This is a genomic window from Vibrio fluvialis (genome assembly GCF_900460245.1).
Classification (GTDB): Bacteria; Pseudomonadota; Gammaproteobacteria; order Enterobacterales; family Vibrionaceae; genus Vibrio; species Vibrio fluvialis.
This window is the reverse complement of the sequence record NZ_UHIP01000001.1, coordinates 2,374,088-2,394,949: the sequence shown is the minus strand read 5'-3', so window position 1 is coordinate 2,394,949 and position 20,862 is coordinate 2,374,088. Positions and strand designations below refer to the sequence as shown.

Sequence of the window (20,862 nt, the reverse complement as noted above, 5' to 3'; positions counted from 1 at the left end):
ATGAGAACGATAATTACAACATTGGCATTATTCTTTGCATGTAGTGTTTGGACTGTTTCTGCAAGCCAATCGGGTGAAACGATAACGGTGCCGCATCATAAGTCTACGTTTGTAAAACTGCAACGCAGCGCCAGCCGAGTCTCTCTTGGTGATCCGCAAGTGTTAGATATTGTTATGCTGAAATCAGATGAGCTATTTCTGATCGGTAATAAGCTGGGTTCGACAAACTTAATGGCCTGGGACAGACAAGGCAGACTGATTGAATCGATCAATATTGAAGTTATTCACGATGTAAACAGCCTGAAAGCGAAGCTCTACGAATACATGCCGGACGAAGGTATCAAAGTGCAAAGTTCGCAAAATCGCTTGATTCTGAGTGGGCTGGTGAGTTCACAAGAGAAAATGAACTTAGCCCTTCGATTGGCTGAAACGTATGCGCCAGCACAAGCCGTCGACAAAGCAACAGGCTCTCGCAATGAGGACGCAAGTACAACGGGGGTCGTCAACCTGATGACCATCGGTGGTGCCCAGCAAGTTATGCTTGAGGTCACTGTGGCTGAAGTACAACGTAGTTTAGTCCGCCGTTTTGGTGCCAATTTTAATTTCCTGCAATCTAACGGTAACTTTTCCATTGGCGGAACATCCGCTGGCGGTGGGATAAGTGGCGTGACACCAGTGTTCAACGATTTAGGCATCGATAGTACGGGTTTTCTGTCAACCTTTATGGATGGTAATACTTTGTTTTCCATTGCGTTAGATATCGCGAAAGAAAACGGGGTCGCTAAAGTGCTGGCTGAACCAAATTTAACTGCCTTAAGTGGCGCCAATGCTGAATTTCTGGCCGGGGGCGAATTCCCTATTCCTGTACCCAACGACAACGGTATTACCATTGAGTACAAAGAGTACGGGGTTGGCTTAAAATTTGTACCAACGATTCTGAGTGATAAAAAAATCAACCTTAAATTGGCTGTCGATGTCAGCGAAGTGGCGTCCTCTTCGGCTCTCAATTACACGGCGGTTGGTACCAATGCAGTCTACTACATCCCACCGGTGACAAGACGCAGTGCTTCTTCCACTATTGAACTCGCTGATGGGCAAACGATAGGTATTGCTGGCCTGCTCAGTGAGAACACTCGTGATTCAGCCAACAAAATGCCAGGTCTTGGTGATATTCCTGTATTAGGTCAACTTTTTAACAGCCAAGAATACATTTCAGGCCAAACCGAGTTAGTCATTCTGGTGACACCAAGACTCGCCAAACCTATCGATCGCTCAAAAATCACCTTACCGACAGACGCATTTGTTGAGCCTACGGACTTGAAATATTACCTGTTAGGCGAAGGTGCATATCTTGCTAAACCCAAAGATGTGAAACGTACCAAGTCGTCTAAATATGATGCGATGGAAGATACCACCAAAGGTGGGTCTGAAGGCTCATTTGGTCATGATTTATAAGGAAAATATTATGAAAATTTCATCAGTGATTTTTCTAATAAGTGTTGTTCTCTTGACCGGATGCGCCAATGAACCCCGTTTGGGCTACTACGTTGCACAGTTGGCTTCAGAGCAAACATACAATCCCAACGCCACCCAAGAAAATCTGGGCTATATACCCGTTGGTACGGGTGAAAGAATGGAAGGCGTATACAAAACTTACACAGGAAAAGAAGTTCCGTTGGAGAGCGGCACTACGAGCCAGTTTATAGAAGGCTTTAGTAGTGGTACTACCAGCAGTAACTAGTCGAGGTCGTTATGAAAACACAACGCCCACTTCGTGGAATACGTAAGCAGCGAGGTCTGGTTGTTGTGATTGTTACCATTGCATTGTTGCTACTGATTGCAGTCGCTGCATTTGCTATTGATATCAACCACGCACTGATGAACCGTACCAAGTTGCAAAATAGCGTGGATGCAGCCGCTTTAGCTGCCGCTGTCGTGTTGGACAAAGATGGTACTGAAGCTCAGGCTGATGCAATGGCTCGAGCGACATTAACTAAAATGTCTACGTCGGCAGGCAACTCTGAACTTGTGTTTGACGTATCTGATACAGCAAACATTCAAGTTCAGTTTTCGAATGACCCGATCATATTTCCGGCGTCATCATACTCAAGTTCTCCTGACGCTGATCGCTATGTTCGAGTGGTTGTTAATGAGTTGGACTTAGAGAGTTTCTTCTTTGCAAAAGTGATGGGAGTAACCAAGCGCTTGTCGGCCAGTGCCGTGGCTGGACCTAGCCCTGGTGGTAATGCTTGTAATATTGTTCCCATGGCCGTTTGTGAAGGGGATGATGCCGGGACAAATGGATATGACGCTGGCGTAGTTTATGCGCTGAAGATTGCTGATCAAAGTGATCCCACCATGGGCTCGGGTAACTTCCAATTGCTTGATTTTGGCTCAGGTGCCAGTACCGTACGTGATGCACTGGCTGGAGGATACGAAGGTTGTGTTGATTTGGATGCTGGAGAGACAGTTGATACTAAACCGGGCAACACTGTCGGTCCTGTCGGACAAGGGCTGAATACTCGGTTTGGTGATTATTCTGGAGGCGGTCTCAGTGCCACTGATTATCCGCCAGACCTATATGTTAAACAAACCTCTCCTACGTTAACTGACTCTGATGTAGGCAGCACACCAGCATGGGGATACGATGATTATCAATCCGATCTGGCTGGTGGGGTGTGTCCTGGGGATACGACAAATTGTAAAGCTAATGGTGATGCAGAACGGCGAATTCTTGCTATCCCGATTGTGGATTGTAGCGGGGCAACAGGGGGAACCAATAGTTTTTCCGTAACGGCAATAGGTTGCTTCTTTTTACTGCAAAAAGCGCCCAATTCGAATGGTGGGCATACCTCTATCTTTGGTGAATTCATCGAAGATTGTACGGTGAAAAACACACGCAATAATGGAACCAATACATCAAATGGTCCTCATCGAATCGTCCTCTACAAGGACCCGAATAGTGAGGAATCGTGACATGAAAAGGTTCGTTAAAAAACAAAAGGGCTTAGCTGCGGTTGAATTCATCATCACTGTTCCGCTATTACTCGTTCTGCTCGGCGGAATTATAGAGTTTGGCAATGCTTTCGTGCGTTACAACACGCTGAGCAAGCTAGTACAGAATGGTTGTCGATTTGCGGTGACTGATATTTATGGTACAGCATCGTCTGACTCCATTGCTGAGGTCGCGGACATTAAGAATATGGTGGTGTATGGAAATAAAGCCGGGACGGGAACTGCATTATTAACGACGCTGACTACTGCGAACGTTACAGTGACTCACGCAGACAAGTACGTGGTTGTATCTGCCAGCTACACCTACGTACCCCTTGTCAATATTCTGCCCGCTTCGCTTATGAATAATATTGTACTTAGTGCATCGGCTGTTATGAGGACGACATTATGAAAGTTGTTCGCCGTATACAGCGGGGTATGACCCTGGTTGAGTTTACTTTTTTGGCGTCTGTATTGTTGCTTATTCTGTTCGCTATTATGGAAATAGGCATGTATGTGTACTCAATTCAGACTATCAATAACATTACAAGAAAAGCGGCCCGTTTCGCGACAGTATGCGTGGTGTCAGATCCGGACATACCATCACTTGCACTTAATGATGGAGCGCCAGATGGTTTTACATCATCAAATTTGGTTATTGAATACTTGGGATCTGATGGTGCAAAAGTTGCTGAACCACCAGCATCTCACTATGCAGATATTTATTACGTCAGGGCACGAGTGACGGGATACAGCTACCAGTTTTCTGGGTTGTTAAGTTTTTTAGGTAACAGTGGCGTTGTATCAGTACCGGATTTTGAGACCACTTTACCTTCGGAGTCGTTAGGTATTTTACGTCCAGACTCTTCAGATCCTGACGATAAAACCGATTGCTGAGAGGGATTGATATGGGAGAAGCCGTGAAGTTATCGCGAGGTGACAGCAGTAATATCAGACTTAAAACCAGTTTATCGGTGTGGGTACTCTATTCTAGTGACCGATTTAAACTTCACATGATGAGTGAGTTATCGAAATGCCACAGCATTAGTTATGAGGTAATTTCTCTTCACGGTGTGATGTCTGAGAGCTTCAAACATTTTTCGCCGCCAGATTTGATCTTTGTTGAAACTGGACCAAATTGGGCGCAAAAAGTGATTGAGTTGCAGAATTATGAAAGTCCCGAGGTAGAAGAGGATGACGTGAATACCTCTTTAATTGTATTCGGTGATGAAAGCGATAATGGTGCATTAAAAATTGCTTTAAGAATCGGAGCCGCTGATTTCGTTTCTGACAGATCCTCGTTAGAAGATCTTATTCCGCTGTTGAAAAATGCTGCTGAAGAAAAAATTGCGGCCAGAAAACTAGGTCAATTGTTTGTATTTCTCAATACCAAAGGTGGCTCGGGAGCGACGACGATTGCGCTAAATACCGCGGTTGAAGTCGCGCTGCAGCATAAAAATAAAGTGTTGTTGCTTGACCTTGATATTCATTTCGGAGTGATCATGGATTATCTCAATATCAATCCGGTCTACAGTATCAATGACGCTATCGCGAATGTCGCTGACTTAGATGAAATTTCGCTGCACAGTTTGGTTTCGAAGCACTCATCGGGATTACATGTACTAAGCTTTAAACATGAAAACCACAATGAGAATTTCGATAAAGCCATGCAACTAGGGAAATTGTTACCGACATTGATGGAATACTATCCCTATATTTTTGTTGATCTCTCGATAGGTGTCGATCGAATGTTTTCGCCAGTTTTATCTCATTCGTCGAAGGTTTTTCTTGTTACGCAACAAAACTTGGTGGGGATTAAAAATACATCTCGAATAGCGAAGTCGTTGATGCTCGAATACGGCATCTCTAAAGAACAGATAGAACTCATTGTGAACCGATATGAAAAGCGCCAGCAAATCAAACTGAAGGATATTGAGCAGACAATTACTGGTGTTAAAGTTCACATGATTCCCAATGATTTTAAAGCCGCCATTGAGAGTGCCAATTTAGGTAAACCCGTGGTGGAGTCAAAGAAAAACAGTTCAATTACCAAATCGGTAATTGAGTTATCACAAACGTTAGCGCCTGAAGTGAAAGAGAAAAAAGGTTGGATTAAGCGTTTATTTTCCTGATGGATTAGGAGGGTTGCATGTTCTTCAAAAGAAAAAACATCAATGCCGAGTTTCAAGACCAGGTGCTAAAAGTTGATGATCTTCCTAATGTTGAGTCTAAATCAGCATTTTCGGAGTCCAGACCCAAGCAGGATGAAAGTCCTTTGGAGAAGAAATTACGAGAGTCTGAAACCAAAAATCGAGAAATCGATGATGCTCGTAAGCAGTTGGAGCAAGAACTGGCGGTCAAACATTATTACCACCAGCGCTTGTTGGAAACGTTAGACTTGGCACTGCTTTCCAGTCTGGAAAAAGACCGCGCAAGAAAAGATCTGCATGATGCCATTGTGCAACTAATGGCTGATGACCAAACGCATGCATTGAGTGCTGAAGGCCGTAAGCGTGTGATCAAACAGATCGAAGATGAAGTGTTTGGTTTGGGGCCATTGGAACCGCTGCTACACGACTCAACGGTTTCCGATATTCTGGTTAATGGGCCAAAGAGTGTTTACGTGGAACGCCGCGGTAAACTGGAACGCACGCCTTATACATTCCTCGATGATCGCCACCTACGCAATATTATTGACCGCATTGTTAGCCAAGTTGGTCGACGTATTGATGAGGCCTCTCCGATGGTAGATGCTCGCTTGGCTGATGGCTCACGGGTGAATGCCATCATTCCACCGTTGGCTCTTGACGGGCCTTCAGTTTCGATTCGCCGATTTGCTGTAGATAAACTGACGATGGATAACCTTTTGTCGTTCAATTCATTATCTGAACAAATGGCTAAATTTGTAGAAGCTGCCGTCAAGGGAGAGCTGAACATACTGATTTCCGGAGGGACGGGGTCAGGGAAAACGACCACGCTCAATATCTTCTCCGGCTTTATCCCCAAAGAAGATCGCATTATCACCATTGAAGACTCGGCGGAGTTGCAATTGCAACAACCTCACGTCGTGCGTTTGGAAACGCGTCCGGCAAACCTCGAAGGCAAAGGTGAAATTACTCAGCGTGATTTGGTCAAAAACTCACTGCGTATGCGACCAGATCGAATCGTTCTTGGTGAGGTGCGCGGCAGTGAAGCAGTCGACATGTTAGCGGCCATGAACACCGGTCATGATGGTTCATTAGCAACCATTCACGCCAACACTCCACGTGATGCGCTCAGCCGGGTTGAGAATATGTTCGCGATGGCGGGCTGGAATATCTCGACCAAAAACCTGCGTGCGCAGATCGCTTCGGCCATTCATCTGGTCGTTCAGATGGAACGTCAGGAAGACGGTAAACGCCGCATGGTGAGCGTATCTGAAATCAACGGCATGGAAGGTGACATCATTACGATGTCGGAAATTTTTAAATTCCAGCGTCAGGGCATGGATGATGAAGGAAATGTCGTTGGTTACTACACGGCAACAGGTGTTATTCCTCAATGCCATGAATCGCTATCTAAACGGGGCTTCCATCTACCGTACGAAATTTTTAATGAGACGTACCAATAGGAGGTCTCTATGCAAGATATCACGATGTTTTTTGTGTTGCTGTTTTTTGCAGTTGTGTTCATTTCTCAGGCACTGATTCTGCCCGCAGCGGGGAGCAAGGCGAAGCACAAAGAACTGGCTAATCGTCTCAAAGAAACACAATCCAATCTTGACGAAGAAAGCCGTTCTTTGTTGCAAGAGCACTATCTGAAAAGCCTGACACCACTGGATCGCAGATTGGTGCAGGTTAAAGCCTTTGCTTCGTTGAAAAAAACAATTGAACTGTCGGGGTTTGATTGGTCTTTGTCACAAACGCTGGGTGTAACAACGATTCTGAGCTTAGGTGTAGGGCTACTTTTGCTCATTCTCGGACAGCTTTGGTATCTGTGTCTTGCTGCCGTCGCTTTCGTGTGGGTATGTCTGCACATGATACTGCAAAAAAAAATCTCTGATCGCTTGTCCAAATTTGAAGAGCAGTTACCAGATGCACTGGATATTATTCGTCGCATGTTACAGGCAGGCCAGCCAATCACTCAGGCATTCAATGAAGTCGGTAATGAGATGCCTGCACCTATTGGTATCGAATTTAAAAATACGTTTAACCTGTTGAATTATGGCTATGACATGCGTCTGGCTATCATGCAGATGGCAGATCGAACACCTACCGTATCGATGCTGGCATTTTCAAGTGCAGTTTTGTTGCAAAAAGAGACTGGCGGTAACTTGTCCGAGAACCTCGACAAAGTGTCTAAAGTTTTACGAGCCCGATTTAAATTGGCCCGAAAAATCAAAACCATTTCCGCTGAAAGTCGTATGTCTGCCTGGATTCTGGTGTTGTCACCTTTTGTTCTGTTTGTGGTGATGTCCTTTCTGCGTCCGGATTACGTGGCACCCCTGTACGAAGACCCTCGAGGCATGGGGCTGATTAGCTATGGGGTTGTGAGCCTATTTATTGGCTCTTTGTGGATGAGAAAAATTATAAATTTCGAGGTGTAATATGGACGATTTACTGACTGCATTATCCTCATTTCAACTGACCGAACAGAATGTCTTTCTCGGATTAATTTTAATCGCCACTGTGTTGTTGATTATGTCGGTTGCCCTTATTTTTGTTGGCACCAAAGCGCCTATCAAACGTCAATTAGAAGAAATCCGCAAAGAGAGTTCGGTTAAATCAGGTGGTCACCTCGCCAAAAAACGCGACCGAATTCATAACACATTAGAATCTATCGCGCCCATTATGTCGCCCAAGAATATTAAGGAACGGGAGAGTGTTCGTCATAGACTGATGCATGCTGGTTATCACGATGCCAGCGCACTCACGACCTTTTACGCATTAAAAGTGTTGTCGACTTTAGCTGGTGTGGCGCTCAGTGCTCTGCTGTATTTCCTGTATCCAGATATGAAAAATCTGAAGTTGGTTGTGATTTTCAGTGTGGCGATGGGATTGTTTTTGCCCAATTTTTTGTTGGATAGAATGGTGAAAAAACGCAAATCCCGAATTAAAGGCGGCATTCCTGACGCGCTGGATTTGTTGGTGGTATGTACGGAATCTGGCTTAGGTTTTAATGCTGCACTGCGCCGCGTCGCCGATGAATTGATGATTTCTCATCCAGATTTGGCCGATGAACTTGATACTGTGTGTGCCAAAATTAAAGCTGGGGTTGAAATGTCAGAAGCGATGGCACAACTGGTAGAACGCACTGGCCTGATAGAGATCAGTGGCCTTGTCAGTATGCTCGCCCATGCTTCCCGTATCGGTGGCAGTATTTCTCAAACGTTGCGTGATTACACTGAAGACTTTCGAGATAAACGCAATCAAGAAGTTGAAGAAATTGCGGCAAAAATTCCAACTAAAATGATTTTTCCATTGCTACTTTTCGTCTGGCCTTGCTTTTTCATCGTCGCCGTGGGGCCTTCAATCCTGTCTTTGACGGCACATTTTGGACGCTGAGGTGATTATGATAAGACGCAGTACTATTTTCATCATGCTGATGATATTGGTGGGGTGTGCTTCCTCCCAGAATACTCCCAAACCGTTTGAAAACGAGCTTTACGATGGTCGGCCTGTCGAAACGTTTGATGCTGAAGCGGCACCCATGACAGAAGTGGAAGCGATTAAACGCGGTGATTATGCTCTCAAAGGCAACAATACCGATTTGGCGCTGTATGAGTATGTGCGATCGCTGGATTTCCCTAACGCTCAATATAAAGACAAAACCCTGTACACCATCGGACGCATCCATCAGGCGAGAGGCAATTTTGAGCTTTCAGAGAAGGCTTATCTGATGGCGTTGGAAGCCAATCCAAATAACATCAAAGTGCTTGAGCAACTCGGTTCCAACTACACCAAACAAGGGGATGTGGAGCAAGGGGAGAGCTATTTTATTCGCGCGATTAACGCAGACCAACTTCGTTTAGTGAGCCGTGAAACCATTGCCCTCAATAGCATTTCCATTGCCAGCATCGACAAACTCAGTAGTGATAATCAGTCTCCGGCGTTGGCGTATATGGGGTTAGGCATTTTGTATGATGTTAAAGCCCAGCATGATGTTGCGAAGGCTCTCTACAAGCATGCACTAAGAATCGAACCGAAATCCAGCAAGGCACTAATGAACATGGGGTATTCCTACTACATGAGTGGGGATTACGACAATGCGAAGCGCTATACGATGTCTGCGCTTGAGCAGGACCAAAACAACCAGCGGGCTCAGAATAATCTCGCTCTGATTTACTTGGCCAGTGGCGAAGAACAGCGTGCGCTGAATGTGTTTATGAAGTTTATGGACGCACCGGAAGCGCTTAATAACGTGGGCTATTTCCTGATGTTACAAGGAAAACCGGAAAGAGCGATTCCTTACTTGCAGCAAGCGATCGACAAAAAGCCATCTTACTACAAAGTGGCGAATGAGAACCTTGAGCGAGCGTTGTTAGAGGTGCGGGCAAACGCGGCTGAGAAAGGCACAGCGACCACAGTTCAGTGATGCGGAGGTGTAAGCCTGTCCGAAGGATCCGGCTCCGGATAGGCTTCGATGACTTTCTTCAGAAATTCCTGATGGTAGCGCAGGGCATTGACACAATGTCTGTCCAGTTTGCCAGCCAAAACCATCTTCTCCAGCTCCAGCAATGCAAATGGGACGGACCAAGCTTGTTTGTAAGGGCGATGACTGGTTAAGGCATCAAACACATTGGCAACCGCAATGATGCGTGCGGATACCGGAATCTGATCTTGAGTCAGGCCATACGGGTAACCGCTGCCATCAAGAAACTCATGATGGTACGCCACAATTTCCTTCAACACAGACACACAAGGGTGATTGGGTGCTCCCATGTCATCGATAATGTGATTGATGATTTCCACCCCTTTTTCCACATGCCCGTTTAACTGTTCACGCTCATCGGCTTCCAACTCACAAGGTTTGGTCAGAACACTGGTGGGAACTGCCAATTTGCCGATATCGTGGCATTTGGAAAACTGACTGATATTCTCAATTGCCTCATCATCGAGATCGTAGGTTGGAGCGACCTCCAGCGCGATGACTTTTGCATAACGACTGATGCGCTCTCTGTGCTCCCGAGACTCTTGTAAATGTTCGGGAGAATTGGCGTTTATGTGATTGGCCGATTCCAACAACGTATGGACAAGGTCGTATTCCGAAGTGACCACGAAACGCAAAATCTCAATATAGGGTTTGAGCATGAAATTTTTCACTTCGCTGAAGAAATGGCTTTGGCAGGAGTTCAGGAAAATAAAACCAATGAACTCGCTATCGTGATAAACCGGGATTGCCAGCGATGAGCGAAACCCCTGATCGATAAGCCACTTGGTGTGTGGGTAGTTGGGCTTTAACTCCAGGGGGATGTCATTCACATAGCGACATTCGCCAGATTGGGCGCATAATTTCAACGCAGGCAATTCAGCTAACGGGAACTCGTAATGCATCAGTTCAAAACCGTGGAAGGTACTGTCGGCATAGGTTTTCAGCAAATCATTCTCTTTGTCATACAGAGCGAAAGAGATGCGATCAATTTCTGGTTCAGTGACTAACAATCGATGGTGGATATCGGCCAGTTGGTTGTTCAGTGTACCCGCCGTCGGAAAGTAACTGTGATCACCAGATTTGCTGTGGGTGTTCATGTTTTAGCCTCCATGCCTGCGCTTCCGTTCCCCAGTACTTAAGTTTAGGCCATGTACAGATGAAACGGCTAACCGAACACCAACAAAATCCACCCAAACTTGACTTAAATTAAGCTCAAAGAAATACCCGCAAGCGCAAAATAAATCACCATCAACAGAATGGGCAAACGAAGTATTTTCATCAGCACAAAGCCAAGCAGAATGGCGGCAATATCAAAGGTTGTAGATACAGCACTGCTGAATACCGGTTGATATAACGCAGCGATCAGTAAGCCGACAACAGAAGCATTTACTCCCGCCAGCGCTCCGTTAATGGCAGGGATAGCAGCTAAAGCACGCCAATGCTTAATCACTCCCAGAAGCAACAGAAAACCGGGTAGAAAAATGGCCACCGTTGCGACAAGAGCGGAAGTGATTGGAGAGTCTGGATCTAGCGCGTAACCCAGATAAGTTGCAAAAGTAAACATGGGGCCGGGAACTGCCTGAGCCGCGGCGTAACCCGTTAAGAATGTATCCGAAGTTATTTGATCACCCAGCGTATTTTGCAGTAGCGGAAGTACAACGTGCCCACCACCAAATACTAAGCTGCCAGCCTGATAAAAGTGGTCGAACACACTGAGCAGTGAAGAATACGAGCTGACGAGAGGCAGACCGAAAAAGAGGATGGCAAACAGCGCCAGAGGCACCCATGAAAGCGAATAGCCCGTGGTCGCTTCTTTGGGGGGAGCTCCTTTGAGCTGTGATGCACCAAACAGTGCGGCAACAATCAAAACCAGCATTTGAGTAGTGAGAGTCGGCATGCAGAGCAATGCGATAGCGGTCACTAAGCAGAGCAAAATGGTAAGTTTCTGGCGGCAGAAGTTCTGATACATACCCCAAGCCGCATCAGCGACAACCAGCACGGCCAGCAATTTCAAACCATGAACAATATGCAAAAACAGCGGCTGATTGAGTAGCTGGCTGCTCAATAGTGCAATCAGCAGCATTAACATGACGGATGGCAGAGTAAAACCTAAAAAGGCTGCACACGCACCAAACAGCCCCGCGCGCTGGTATCCGATTGCAAATCCAACCTGGCTGGATCCCGGGCCCGGCAGAAACTGGCTGAGTGCAACAATCTGAGCGTATTCGTCATCAGTGAGCCAGCCTCGCTTTTGAACAAACGCTTGGCGAAAGTAGCCGATATGCGCGGCTGGCCCGCCAAAGCTGACCCAGCCTAAAGTGAAAAAGGTTCTGAATATGTCTAACATCTTATCCTACTTGCATGTCGCTTGTATCCTGATCGGCAATGTAGAGGGTGTGATTCTCAGGCTCAACTAGAAAGTTGTAAGAAAATACAGCAGTTTTATGACATTAGCGTGGGATATCCGACTTTTGAGTCAGCCAGCCCATTGAACGCCAAATTATGACAGTCAGCAATGTGCTGACATAACCATCGACAGCGTAATGCCAGGCTAAATGAACCGAACCAATTTGGATCATCAAGGCATAGCCCCATGCCAGATACCCCCATCTGCGATGCAATGCCGAAACCGCAAGGGCGAGCAATACCGCCATAGACACGTGCATGCTGGGCATCGCAGATATACCTGAACCTATGCCTTGATCTCGTGCTTCAAAGTGATGCCAGAGCACATTCTGAATGTTCAATGCCCAAATATCGGGAAGATGGTTTTGCTGTAGCCACTGGTTTTGTTCCTGAAGGCGAAGCATCAACGGAGTGTAGTAGTTGTAAGAGGAATTGAGGAGTTCTGTGTAACAAGGGCCTGCTGACGAAAGTAGGGTGGCTAGCACACAACCAAGCACTAACCAGCATGTGATGAAGGACAGAAAAAAACGTAACCTTATCGCCTGATTTTGTCGATACAAAATGAAGAACACCAGTCCCCCCCAAATCACGAAAAACCACAGATTATAGAAAAAGTTGAGTATTAAGGTCGCCAGCGGGTGGGCAAAAATAGCGTGGGTGATTTCCCATGGTGAAAAGCCTGCGTGCAGTACTTTGTCCAACTGATAAAACAGCGCATCGTACTGATAAAACTGAATATCCGGAATGATGGATTTCATGTAGGTATAACTGGATAGCACCACACTGACACACAACAGGGTTAACAGGCATGCCAACGGGCGCGAGAGTGGTGAAAAGAAGGCAAGTACGGTTTTAAGCAGATGAATTGTTGGGTGTGCGATACGGTTTTTGAGCATGTGACAATAGAAGTAAGTACACCAAAGCACGAACGTCATACTGGTTGTGTGCACCATCGACCCCAGATAGGTCGTGAGTCGGTAATGCAGTTTGGTCTCAATACCACCGAACGAGATTGAGCCATAGATGCAAAGAATCAGAATCAACACATAGAGATAGATGATCTTATCTTCGGCAAGAGTCAGTTTCAGGCTCTGCCACTCTTCATGCCAATTTGGGCTTGTGATTCGAAATTCCATTGAGCCACTCTGCTATCCATTTGTCATATCAGTTTAGTGCAGATTGTGACCGGTTTTGTTCAGTTTGCTAATTTTTCATTGTCAACTCACTCACTTATAAGTTTAGCCTTTAGTCTGGCGCGTGTTTATACATGGTTATAATATCGGTGAAAACGTTTTCATTAATGCCAAGGGAGTCACAGCATATTGCTATGGCAAGTTGCTAAACTTCGTTCATTAATCTTTGTTGATTCTGGATGTTGGCGCATGAAATGGCGGTTGGAAGTCTGTGTTAGGGGAGTGAAATCGATGATCAAATATTCGGAGGTTTATCGTGGCTAACCCGTTGTTTGAGTCGATGACTCGCGAGAGTTTTCAAGATGGGCGTGTTGCTCAGCTCGTTGAGTTAAGCAATGTTCATGGAATGCGTATTGTCTTGATGGATATCGGTGCCACGTGGTTAAGTTGTCGGTTGCCTCTTGGCGAACAAGAGCGTGAAGTCGTGCTGGGCGTGGACAGCATGGCTGCGTTTGAATCTCAAGGTGCATTTCTTGGCGCGACGGTCGGACGCTATGCCAATCGAATCGCTCAGGCTCAATATGAGTATGACGGGCAAACTGTGCAACTGGTCGCCAACCAAGGTGCCAACTGCTTGCACGGAGGTAAATTGGGCTGGAGTCATCGCCGCTGGACTCTGGTCAGCAAGTCAGAGCGGACAGCGGTGTTTTCTCTTTATTCTGCAGATGGCGAACAAGGTTTCCCCGGCAATGTGACCGCGTCAGTGACGTATGAATTGACTGACGCTAACGAAGTCTGCATTCGCTATCTGGCGAACAGCGACAAAGCGACCCCGATTAACCTGACCAATCATGCGTATTTCAACTTGATGGGGGCGGAGTCAGGTGCAAATGTGCTTGAGCATAAGCTGTCCATCAATGCGGAGCGTTACCTGCCGACAGATGAAACGGCGATTCCGCTTGGCGAGTTACGGAGTGTGAGGAATACGGGATTTGATTTTCGCTGCATGAAAACCGTTGGCCAGGATCTGATGAGCGATGAGCAGCAGGCTTTCGCCAAGGGTTATGATCACAGCTACTGGTTGAATGAAGAGTGCCGGCTGGGTGCTTGTGCCGCGACGCTGATATCCGATGACGAAAAGGTCACGCTCAAGGTCTTTACCGATAAACCAGCGATGCAGTTGTATAGCGGGAACTGGTTGCTGGGCACGCCGGGACGCAACGGGGCAAAGTACAGCGATTACCAAGGACTCGCGCTGGAAACCCAGTTCTTGCCCGACTCGCCTAACCATCCAGAATGGCAGCAGGAGAGTTGTATGCTGCTTCCTGAACAAGAATACGCCTATACCACGGTGTATCAGTTTCTGCTGGCGGATGAGAACCACTAAGACCACACGATGAAGCGTGATTGGCTTCCGATAAAGGTGGAGGTCTTACCACGTCAACGACGTGCGAGTCTTCATAGTTCCGTTCAAAGGCGCTTGTGCTTTTGTGCGGGCTTGCTAGTGTGAGCGATTATTTGCTTTCCGGAACTCAGCTATGGACTCAACCTTTCACACCGTCGGTTACGACGCATTTGCCAAGCTCGATTTGCGAGTGGGTATAATTCGGGACGTTAAAAGGCACGACAACGCAGACAAACTTTATATTGTGCAGATTGAAGTCGGGGAGCAGACATTGCAAACCGTGACCAGTCTGGTCCCGTATTATCGTGCGGAAGAGCTGATGAATCGCCAGGTTGTTGTGTTGTGTAACTTGGAGCCTGTGACCATGCGCGGTGAGATTTCTGAGTGCATGCTGCTGTGCGCCGAAACTGTTGATGGTGAAGAGAGTGTGCTGTTAACCCCTGAGCGTCCGATTGCCTCAGGGGTTCGTATTGTTTAACGTACGTTGGCAATCAGGTCATCAATGACTGAATGGTGCGCGGGTGAAACGCCAGCCAGATTGCCATATTTCGGCGCATGGCGATCGTTTTCCAGTGGATGATGCCAGCCAACGGTATGTTCGACAAAGTGACGAGCAAATGCTTCGGACACTTCCAGGCAGCCAGCCAGAACCGTATCGACATAAGTTTGCACTATCGGGCTGCGCTCGCACGGCGGTTGGTGCTGCTCGGTCACGTAAACCCAAATCTCCCGCTCGCGGTCAAATTCCGCTTCTGTTTCAATTTGTTCCGCTGTCAGCGCGATGCGTTGATAGCCGCGCTCGCGGCGGTCAAACTCTGCCAATGCGGCCTCATCAATTTCCAGTAATACACCATTGACCTGGCCCTCACCCGGATTCACCACGAGCGGTGAAATGACATAGCTGTCATCGATTTTGCCCCAGTAGCGTACCAAACCGTGTACGGTGACGGGCAGAGCTTTTCCCGTGTTACCAGTAAGCTGACGGGATGCGGAATTCATCAGGCTTCCATAGCCAAAAATGTACATGCTGACTCCATTACCTCTTGTGCGCCAGTTGCAGTTTGAGTCTGCAAATGGCGCGGTTGTTTGTGTCTTTGTTCGCGAAATACAAGGCTTGCCGCACTTCTCTCGCTATGGTTGTTTGCTGAAAAACTGCAAACGGCGCAGAATCCAGAATTCCAATCCAAAAATTGCCACCAGGCCTAAACAGAATACGCCAAATGCGACCGGTGATTCTGTGCCGGGAATGCCTCCCACGTTAACACCAAGCAGGCCGGTTAAAAAGCTGGTGGGCAGGAAAATCGCCGCAATGACCGAGAACAGATAGGTGTTCTGGTTCATTTTCTCGGCATGATATTGACGCAGCTCGCCTTTGATGATCTCCAGTTCACTCAGGTAAAAGTCCAGAGTTTCGTTGATGCGTGTAATGGTGTTGACGCTGTGACGCAGGCGCAAATGTTTGTTGCTGGCCAGCGGCACACTGGAATTCTGGTAATCATCAATGGCGTATTGCTGCGGCTTAATGAAGCGTTTGATTTTGAGCAGCGCTTTGTGCGTATTCATCAGCTCTTCGCTGAGCTCAGTTTCGTCATCGAACGCCGTGATCTTGTCTTCCACCAGATCCAGATAGCTGTCGATATTGCGGTTGAGGCCATCGACGATACCCAGTACCAGTTCCGCCAGACTCTTAGGACCGTTGCCTTCGAGTAGCGCATTGCGTAGCGTATTAATGGTTTTCGATGGAATTTTGCGGCTCGAAATCAGTGCGCCGTTGTAATACAGAATGCGCACACTGAGCATGTCGGCTGGGTCGGCATTTTCGTTCAGGTTGACGCCACGCAGGATCAGCAAGAAGTTCTGATCATCGTACTGTTCAAACAACGGGCGGGTATCTTCGGCCAGCAAGCTATCGACAATCGAAGCCGGAATGGCGTTACTGATCAGCCATTCGCGCACACCGGCGGCGTCACGTTGGCAATGATACCAGTGGCCGGGCTCAATGTTTTGTGGTTTATCCTCAGGCTGAACGGCTTGATCTTCACTAAAACGCCAGTGATCGATGAGAAAATCCATAACTATCCTCTTATGCGAAAAAGCCAGGGGTTACCCTGGCTTTTAATTTTAGAATCCACGCATCTGAATGCGGCGTAAAAACTCGGTCATCACCCGGTCGTAAAGCAGATCGCCAAGGAAGGCGTCTTCGACATGGTGGTCAATGCTCGGGTTATCATTGACTTCGATAACATAAACTTGACCGTCAATCTCTTTTAAGTCAACACCATACAGACCACCTCCGATGAGGTTGGCTGCTTTGACCGCCACATCGACGACTTGCTTCGGCACCTGTTTCAAATCTAGCGTTTCGAAACCACCGGAGGAAACCCGGCCACTGCTGTGGTGCTGATAGATCTGCCAGTGACCACGGCTCATCATGTACTTGCAGGCGAAAATCGGCTGGTGGTTGAGTACACCAATACGCCAGTCGAAATCGGTCGGCATAAAGGCTTGCGCCAGGATCAGCACGCTTTTTTCAAACAGCGCGGTGGCTTCTTTTTCCAACTCCTGTTCGTTGCGCACTTTCACCACTCCGCGCGAGAAGGCGCCATCCGGAATCTTCAACACCATTGGAAACTCCAGATGTTCCATCAGGTAGGATTTCCAGTTGGGATCATAACCCTGCACGATGACGCTGTTAGGCGCTGGAACATTGTTGCGTTGCAACAACTCGGTCAGAAAGACTTTGTTGGTGCACTTCATGATTGACTCGGAATCATCCATCACCACCAGGCCCATCTTCTCGGCCGTTTTGGCAAAACGGTAGGTGAAGTTACTGATGTTGGTGGTGGCACGAATGAACAGGCCATCGAATTCGCCCAAACGTGACAAATCGTCTGGTGAGATGGTTTCCAGGTTCATACCCAAGCGGTTGGCTGCACGGCGAAAACGCTTCAGGGCAGAAGCATCTGACGGCGGCATTTTCTCTTCTTCATCGACCAGCATGGCGATGTCGTAACGGTATTTCTTCTCTTGCTTCGGTTTACGCCAGATTTTGTTCGAGAACTGTTCCAGCGATTCGATGAAGAAATCCTGCTCTTGATCGGCCAAATCCTGAAATGGGAAAGGTGCGATTTTACTGATCTGCCAGTGACCTTGGAACTTGGTCATCGCCAGTTCAATCACGGGCACCATGAACTGTTCAAACAGACGACGAGCGAGTTTTTCCAGCCCTGGCTCCGGAGTGCGGCCAAAGTAAATTTTGCAGTGAATCGACTCGGTGTGTTTGCACAGTTTGTTGAGTTTAACCAGACCGCTGGACAGTAAAAACGGCTGGTTGATGTCATTAATCGCCATCACGCGAGGAATAACACGGTGACCACGAGCTTCCGCCATTAAAGAACAGTAATAGCCGGTACTCATGTAGTCGTAATCGCGACACAGGTTCACCACTTGCAGACTGCGGTGATTGTTTTTCCAATCGGCATCCAGGTACTGATCGACACTGATGACTTGTTCTGATGGGAAATATTGCTGCCAGTCACTAGCCTGGTCTGTCACGATTAAAAGGTTTGCCATAGTTAATTTTTTCCTATCACAATAGGTGTATTATAACCCTCTGACTTGAAGCCGCATTGTCGACTGCGCTTGTCTGCCCCATCACATAGTGAGCTATGCTCATGGGAACTCACTCGCTGTTCATCTGGCTGCAACGCCAAGTACTTTGGGTAAATTGAGTCGCAATCTTGCCAACCACTATCCTGTAAACCCAGTAAGGACATCGTATGGACTTTCGTCTTGCGAAAGGTGCTGATCTCACTGCGCTTAATGCGTTAGAACAACAGCTTTTTGATGGGGATAAAATTTCCCCGCGTCAAATGAAGCGTTTTTTACACTCCAACCAGGCGATTGTTTTCGTGGCAGACGCCGGTGAGGAACTGGCTGGATATGCATTGCTACTATTTCATCAAGGTACACAGCTATCAAGGTTGTATTCGATTGCCGTTAAACCCGATTTCAGAGGACGGAGGATTGCTCAGACATTAGTCGAGCAATGCGAGCGTGCAGCTCTTGATCAAGGCTCTACTACATTACGGCTAGAAGTACGTGAAGACAATATAGCAGCCATAAATTTATATGAAAAAATGGGCTATAAAACTTTGAAGCTGCTCATCCATTACTATGATGATTTATGTGATGGCCGTCGCATGCAGAAACGTTTAACACCCCATGGTCAAAAAGTTCAGCTACCGATGCCGCTGTATGTGCAAACCACACCATTTACCTGTGGTGCCGCGTGTCTGATGATGAGCTTTTCATATCTGGATGAAGGCTATGAACCGAGCCGGACGCAGGAGCTGCAACTGTGGCGTGAAGCGACCACCATTTTCATGGCGGCCGGCCATGGAGGTTGCAGTGGTCAAGGTTTGGCGCTTGCTGCGGCACGCCGGGGTTTTCATGTTGAGTTGTGGAACCAGTCGCGCAGTACGCCGTTTATCGACAGTGTGCGCGATCCGAATAAAAAGGCGGTCATTGAGCTGGTGCATCAGGATTTTTGCCGTCAACTGACTGACGAAGATGTAGAAATGATCGATGCGCCGCCAAGTCAGGCTCAGCTCGAGGAGTGGGTCGCTCAGGGCTCGTGCGTGCTGCTGCTGATCAGTACCTACCGCTTTGACGGCAAGAAAGAGCCGCACTGGATCGTACTCAGCGGTATGAGCGACAAGTTCTTCTTTTTCCATGATCCGCACGCCGAATCGGAAGATCATGCGGTGGCGTCGGCCTATGTGCCGGTGGGCAAAAAAGCGCTGTCGCAGATCCTCGGTTTTGGCAAACAAAAGCAAATTGCCTGTGTGGTGATCAGCCGTCGTGATTCATAATAGTTTTTATGAGTCATAAATAACCAAAGGAGTCTTAATGACTCCTTTTTCGTTGTGTTTATTTGACTCGAAAACGAAAGGGTGGTTTTTAATTTATTGATATTTAATGAGTAATTTTCTGGCTCGGTTTATGCCTAGGTAAGTAAAACAACCTGAACTGGGGATAAGGAGTCAGAGTGTTAAATATCGTCGATAAGCGGGTTGAAGAACGTATTCCAGCTTGGTTGCGCTTGGGTTTCCGGCCATTCTTTTTATTGGGCAGCGTGTACGCGGTGATTGCCGTGGTGGTCTGGGTGTGGATGTTTCAACATGGTCAGTCGGACGCGCTGCGTGTGCCCGCGTTGTGGTGGCACGTACATGAGATGCTGTTTGGTTTTGCTATGGCGATCGTGGCCGGATTTCTGCTCACGGCCGTACAAAACTGGACCGGCATTCCCGGTACCAAAAGTACACGGTTAGCACTGTTGGTAGCGCTGTGGTTGCTGGTACGCGTGCTGTTTTGGACGCCAGTTCCATTGTGGCTGACGTCGAGCATTGAAGCGCTGTTTCTGGCGCTGACGGCGTACGAAATTGGCATTCGCGTAGTGAAAACCAAAGGCTGGCGTAATCTGTTTTTTGTCCCTCTGTTTGCCCTTGCGATTGCGGCCAACTTTGCCAGTTATGCCACCATCAAAGGCATGCCGCCGTTTCCTTCTTCTGCGGTGTGGCAGGCGATGTTGTGGTGGTTTACATTGCTGTTGTCAGTAATGGGCGGGCGGGTGATTCCCTTTTTCACTGCGCGCCGTTTTCAGTTTGACAAAGCAGACTCTAAATTGTGGTTGGATGTGCTGGCCAACGGCCCGTTGGTTGCGCTGTTTGTGATCAGTTTCTTCCCGCTCGCTGAAGCGCAATTAGGCCAGCCGCTGATGCTGCTGGCAGGAGTAGCGCAACTGGTTCGCTGGCTGCGTTGGCAGCCGTGGCGCACGCTCAGTGAACCCTTAGTGTGGTCACTGCATACAGCTTACGCCTGTATTCCGCTCAGCTTGTTGGTGCGCGGTTTGGCCAGCAATCATTTCGTTTCGCACAATATGCTGCATCTGTTTGCGATTGGCGCGCTGGCAGGGTTGATTCTGGCAATGATCGCGCGTGTAACCATGGGCCATACCGGCCGTGCCATTTATCAGGGGCCGAACATGGCGCTGGCATTTTCTGCGCTGCTCTTGGCGGCGTTGGTGCGCAGCATTGGCGTTGCCTTCTGGCCAGTGCATATGATGTTATGGCTGAACCTTAGCGCCAGTTTGTGGGCGCTGGCATTTGGTCTGTTTGTGGCGCGGTTTGGTGTTATGTTGCTGACACCAAGGGCGGACGGCCATCCCGGCTAAGCATAAGATGAAAAGAAAAAGCTGCGCAGGGCGCAGCTTTTGTGTTTCTGGGGTAGTCA

General features: G+C 47.7%; 20 protein-coding genes. 14 read left to right on the top strand and 6 right to left on the bottom strand.

Features of this window, described 5'->3' with window-relative positions:
* The 10 genes from DYA43_RS11205 to DYA43_RS11160 are packed head-to-tail and all read left to right on the top strand — an operon-like array spanning position 1 to position 9,567.
* Complete coding sequence (locus DYA43_RS11205) at positions 1–1,455, top strand: type II and III secretion system protein family protein (RefSeq protein ID WP_047457811.1); 1,455 nt, start codon at positions 1–3, stop codon at positions 1,453–1,455.
* Between the two features lie 10 nt (positions 1,456–1,465).
* On the top strand, positions 1,466–1,741 hold the full coding sequence (locus DYA43_RS11200; protein WP_024373270.1) for a hypothetical protein: 276 nt from the start codon (positions 1,466–1,468) through the stop codon (positions 1,739–1,741).
* A gap of 11 nt (positions 1,742–1,752) precedes the next feature.
* Positions 1,753–2,976: a pilus assembly protein TadG-related protein gene (locus DYA43_RS11195; RefSeq protein WP_047457809.1), complete on the top strand. Its 1,224-nt coding sequence runs from the start codon at positions 1,753–1,755 to the stop codon at positions 2,974–2,976.
* A gap of 1 nt (position 2,977) precedes the next feature.
* On the top strand, positions 2,978–3,406 hold the full coding sequence (locus tag DYA43_RS11190; RefSeq protein WP_024373268.1) for a TadE/TadG family type IV pilus assembly protein: 429 nt from the start codon (positions 2,978–2,980) through the stop codon (positions 3,404–3,406).
* Positions 3,403–3,891: a TadE/TadG family type IV pilus assembly protein gene (locus DYA43_RS11185; RefSeq protein WP_024373267.1), complete on the top strand. Its 489-nt coding sequence runs from the start codon at positions 3,403–3,405 to the stop codon at positions 3,889–3,891. The genes DYA43_RS11190 and DYA43_RS11185 overlap by 4 nt, the downstream gene beginning before the upstream one ends.
* 11 nt (positions 3,892–3,902) lie before the next feature.
* Positions 3,903–5,126: a CpaE/TadZ family protein gene (locus DYA43_RS11180; RefSeq protein WP_047457807.1), complete on the top strand. Its 1,224-nt coding sequence runs from the start codon at positions 3,903–3,905 to the stop codon at positions 5,124–5,126.
* Positions 5,127–5,143: 17 nt separating this feature from the next.
* Positions 5,144–6,604 carry a TadA family conjugal transfer-associated ATPase gene (locus DYA43_RS11175; RefSeq protein WP_024373265.1) on the top strand — a complete coding sequence of 487 codons (1,461 nt, stop codon included), beginning with the start codon at positions 5,144–5,146 and terminating at the stop codon, positions 6,602–6,604.
* Positions 6,605–6,613: 9 nt separating this feature from the next.
* Positions 6,614–7,579, top strand: coding sequence for a type II secretion system F family protein (locus DYA43_RS11170; RefSeq protein WP_047457804.1), 966 nt, complete (start codon positions 6,614–6,616; stop codon positions 7,577–7,579).
* Position 7,580: 1 nt separating this feature from the next.
* Complete coding sequence (locus tag DYA43_RS11165; RefSeq protein WP_024373264.1) at positions 7,581–8,537, top strand: type II secretion system F family protein; 957 nt, start codon at positions 7,581–7,583, stop codon at positions 8,535–8,537.
* Between the two features lie 7 nt (positions 8,538–8,544).
* Positions 8,545–9,567, top strand: coding sequence for a tetratricopeptide repeat protein (locus DYA43_RS11160; protein ID WP_061057236.1), 1,023 nt, complete (start codon positions 8,545–8,547; stop codon positions 9,565–9,567).
* On the opposite strand, the gene DYA43_RS11155 is transcribed toward DYA43_RS11160, so the two are convergent.
* The 3 genes from DYA43_RS11155 to DYA43_RS11145 all read right to left on the bottom strand — a co-directional run bounded on the left by DYA43_RS11155 (position 9,561) and on the right by DYA43_RS11145 (position 13,166).
* Complete coding sequence (locus DYA43_RS11155; RefSeq protein ID WP_061056843.1) at positions 9,561–10,721, bottom strand: HD domain-containing phosphohydrolase; 1,161 nt, start codon at positions 10,719–10,721, stop codon at positions 9,561–9,563. The genes DYA43_RS11160 and DYA43_RS11155 overlap by 7 nt on opposite strands.
* A gap of 104 nt (positions 10,722–10,825) precedes the next feature.
* Complete coding sequence (gene chrA / locus DYA43_RS11150) at positions 10,826–11,971, bottom strand: chromate efflux transporter (RefSeq protein WP_061056842.1); 1,146 nt, start codon at positions 11,969–11,971, stop codon at positions 10,826–10,828.
* A gap of 103 nt (positions 11,972–12,074) precedes the next feature.
* Complete coding sequence (locus DYA43_RS11145) at positions 12,075–13,166, bottom strand: phosphatase PAP2 family protein (protein ID WP_061056841.1); 1,092 nt, start codon at positions 13,164–13,166, stop codon at positions 12,075–12,077.
* 337 nt (positions 13,167–13,503) lie between these two features.
* Here DYA43_RS11145 and galM point away from each other — a divergent pair, with 337 nt between their 5' ends.
* Entirely contained in the window at positions 13,504–14,550 is a 1,047-nt protein-coding gene (galM, locus tag DYA43_RS11140; protein ID WP_172465298.1) for a galactose-1-epimerase, read from the top strand.
* Positions 14,551–14,701: 151 nt separating this feature from the next.
* On the top strand, positions 14,702–15,046 hold the full coding sequence (locus DYA43_RS11135) for a tRNA-binding protein (protein WP_061056839.1): 345 nt from the start codon (positions 14,702–14,704) through the stop codon (positions 15,044–15,046).
* On the opposite strand, the gene DYA43_RS11130 is transcribed toward DYA43_RS11135, so the two are convergent.
* The 3 genes from DYA43_RS11130 to DYA43_RS11120 form a co-directional block, all read right to left on the bottom strand.
* Positions 15,043–15,594 (bottom strand): gamma-glutamylcyclotransferase family protein, encoded by a 552-nt coding sequence (locus tag DYA43_RS11130; RefSeq protein WP_061056838.1) that lies wholly within the window; start codon positions 15,592–15,594, stop codon positions 15,043–15,045. The genes DYA43_RS11135 and DYA43_RS11130 overlap by 4 nt on opposite strands.
* A gap of 105 nt (positions 15,595–15,699) precedes the next feature.
* On the bottom strand, positions 15,700–16,641 hold the full coding sequence (locus tag DYA43_RS11125; protein WP_061056837.1) for a zinc transporter ZntB: 942 nt from the start codon (positions 16,639–16,641) through the stop codon (positions 15,700–15,702).
* A 48-nt stretch (positions 16,642–16,689) separates the two neighbouring features.
* Positions 16,690–18,141 carry a RimK family ATP-grasp domain-containing protein gene (locus DYA43_RS11120; RefSeq protein WP_024373259.1) on the bottom strand — a complete coding sequence of 484 codons (1,452 nt, stop codon included), beginning with the start codon at positions 18,139–18,141 and terminating at the stop codon, positions 16,690–16,692.
* A gap of 206 nt (positions 18,142–18,347) precedes the next feature.
* On the opposite strand from DYA43_RS11120, the gene DYA43_RS11115 reads away from it, so the two are divergent.
* Both DYA43_RS11115 and DYA43_RS11110 read left to right on the top strand, forming a co-directional pair.
* Positions 18,348–19,442, top strand: coding sequence for a GNAT family N-acetyltransferase/peptidase C39 family protein (locus DYA43_RS11115; RefSeq protein WP_061056836.1), 1,095 nt, complete (start codon positions 18,348–18,350; stop codon positions 19,440–19,442).
* A 176-nt stretch (positions 19,443–19,618) separates the two neighbouring features.
* Complete coding sequence (locus DYA43_RS11110; RefSeq protein WP_061056835.1) at positions 19,619–20,803, top strand: NnrS family protein; 1,185 nt, start codon at positions 19,619–19,621, stop codon at positions 20,801–20,803.
* Positions 20,804–20,862: the final 59 nt, after the last annotated feature.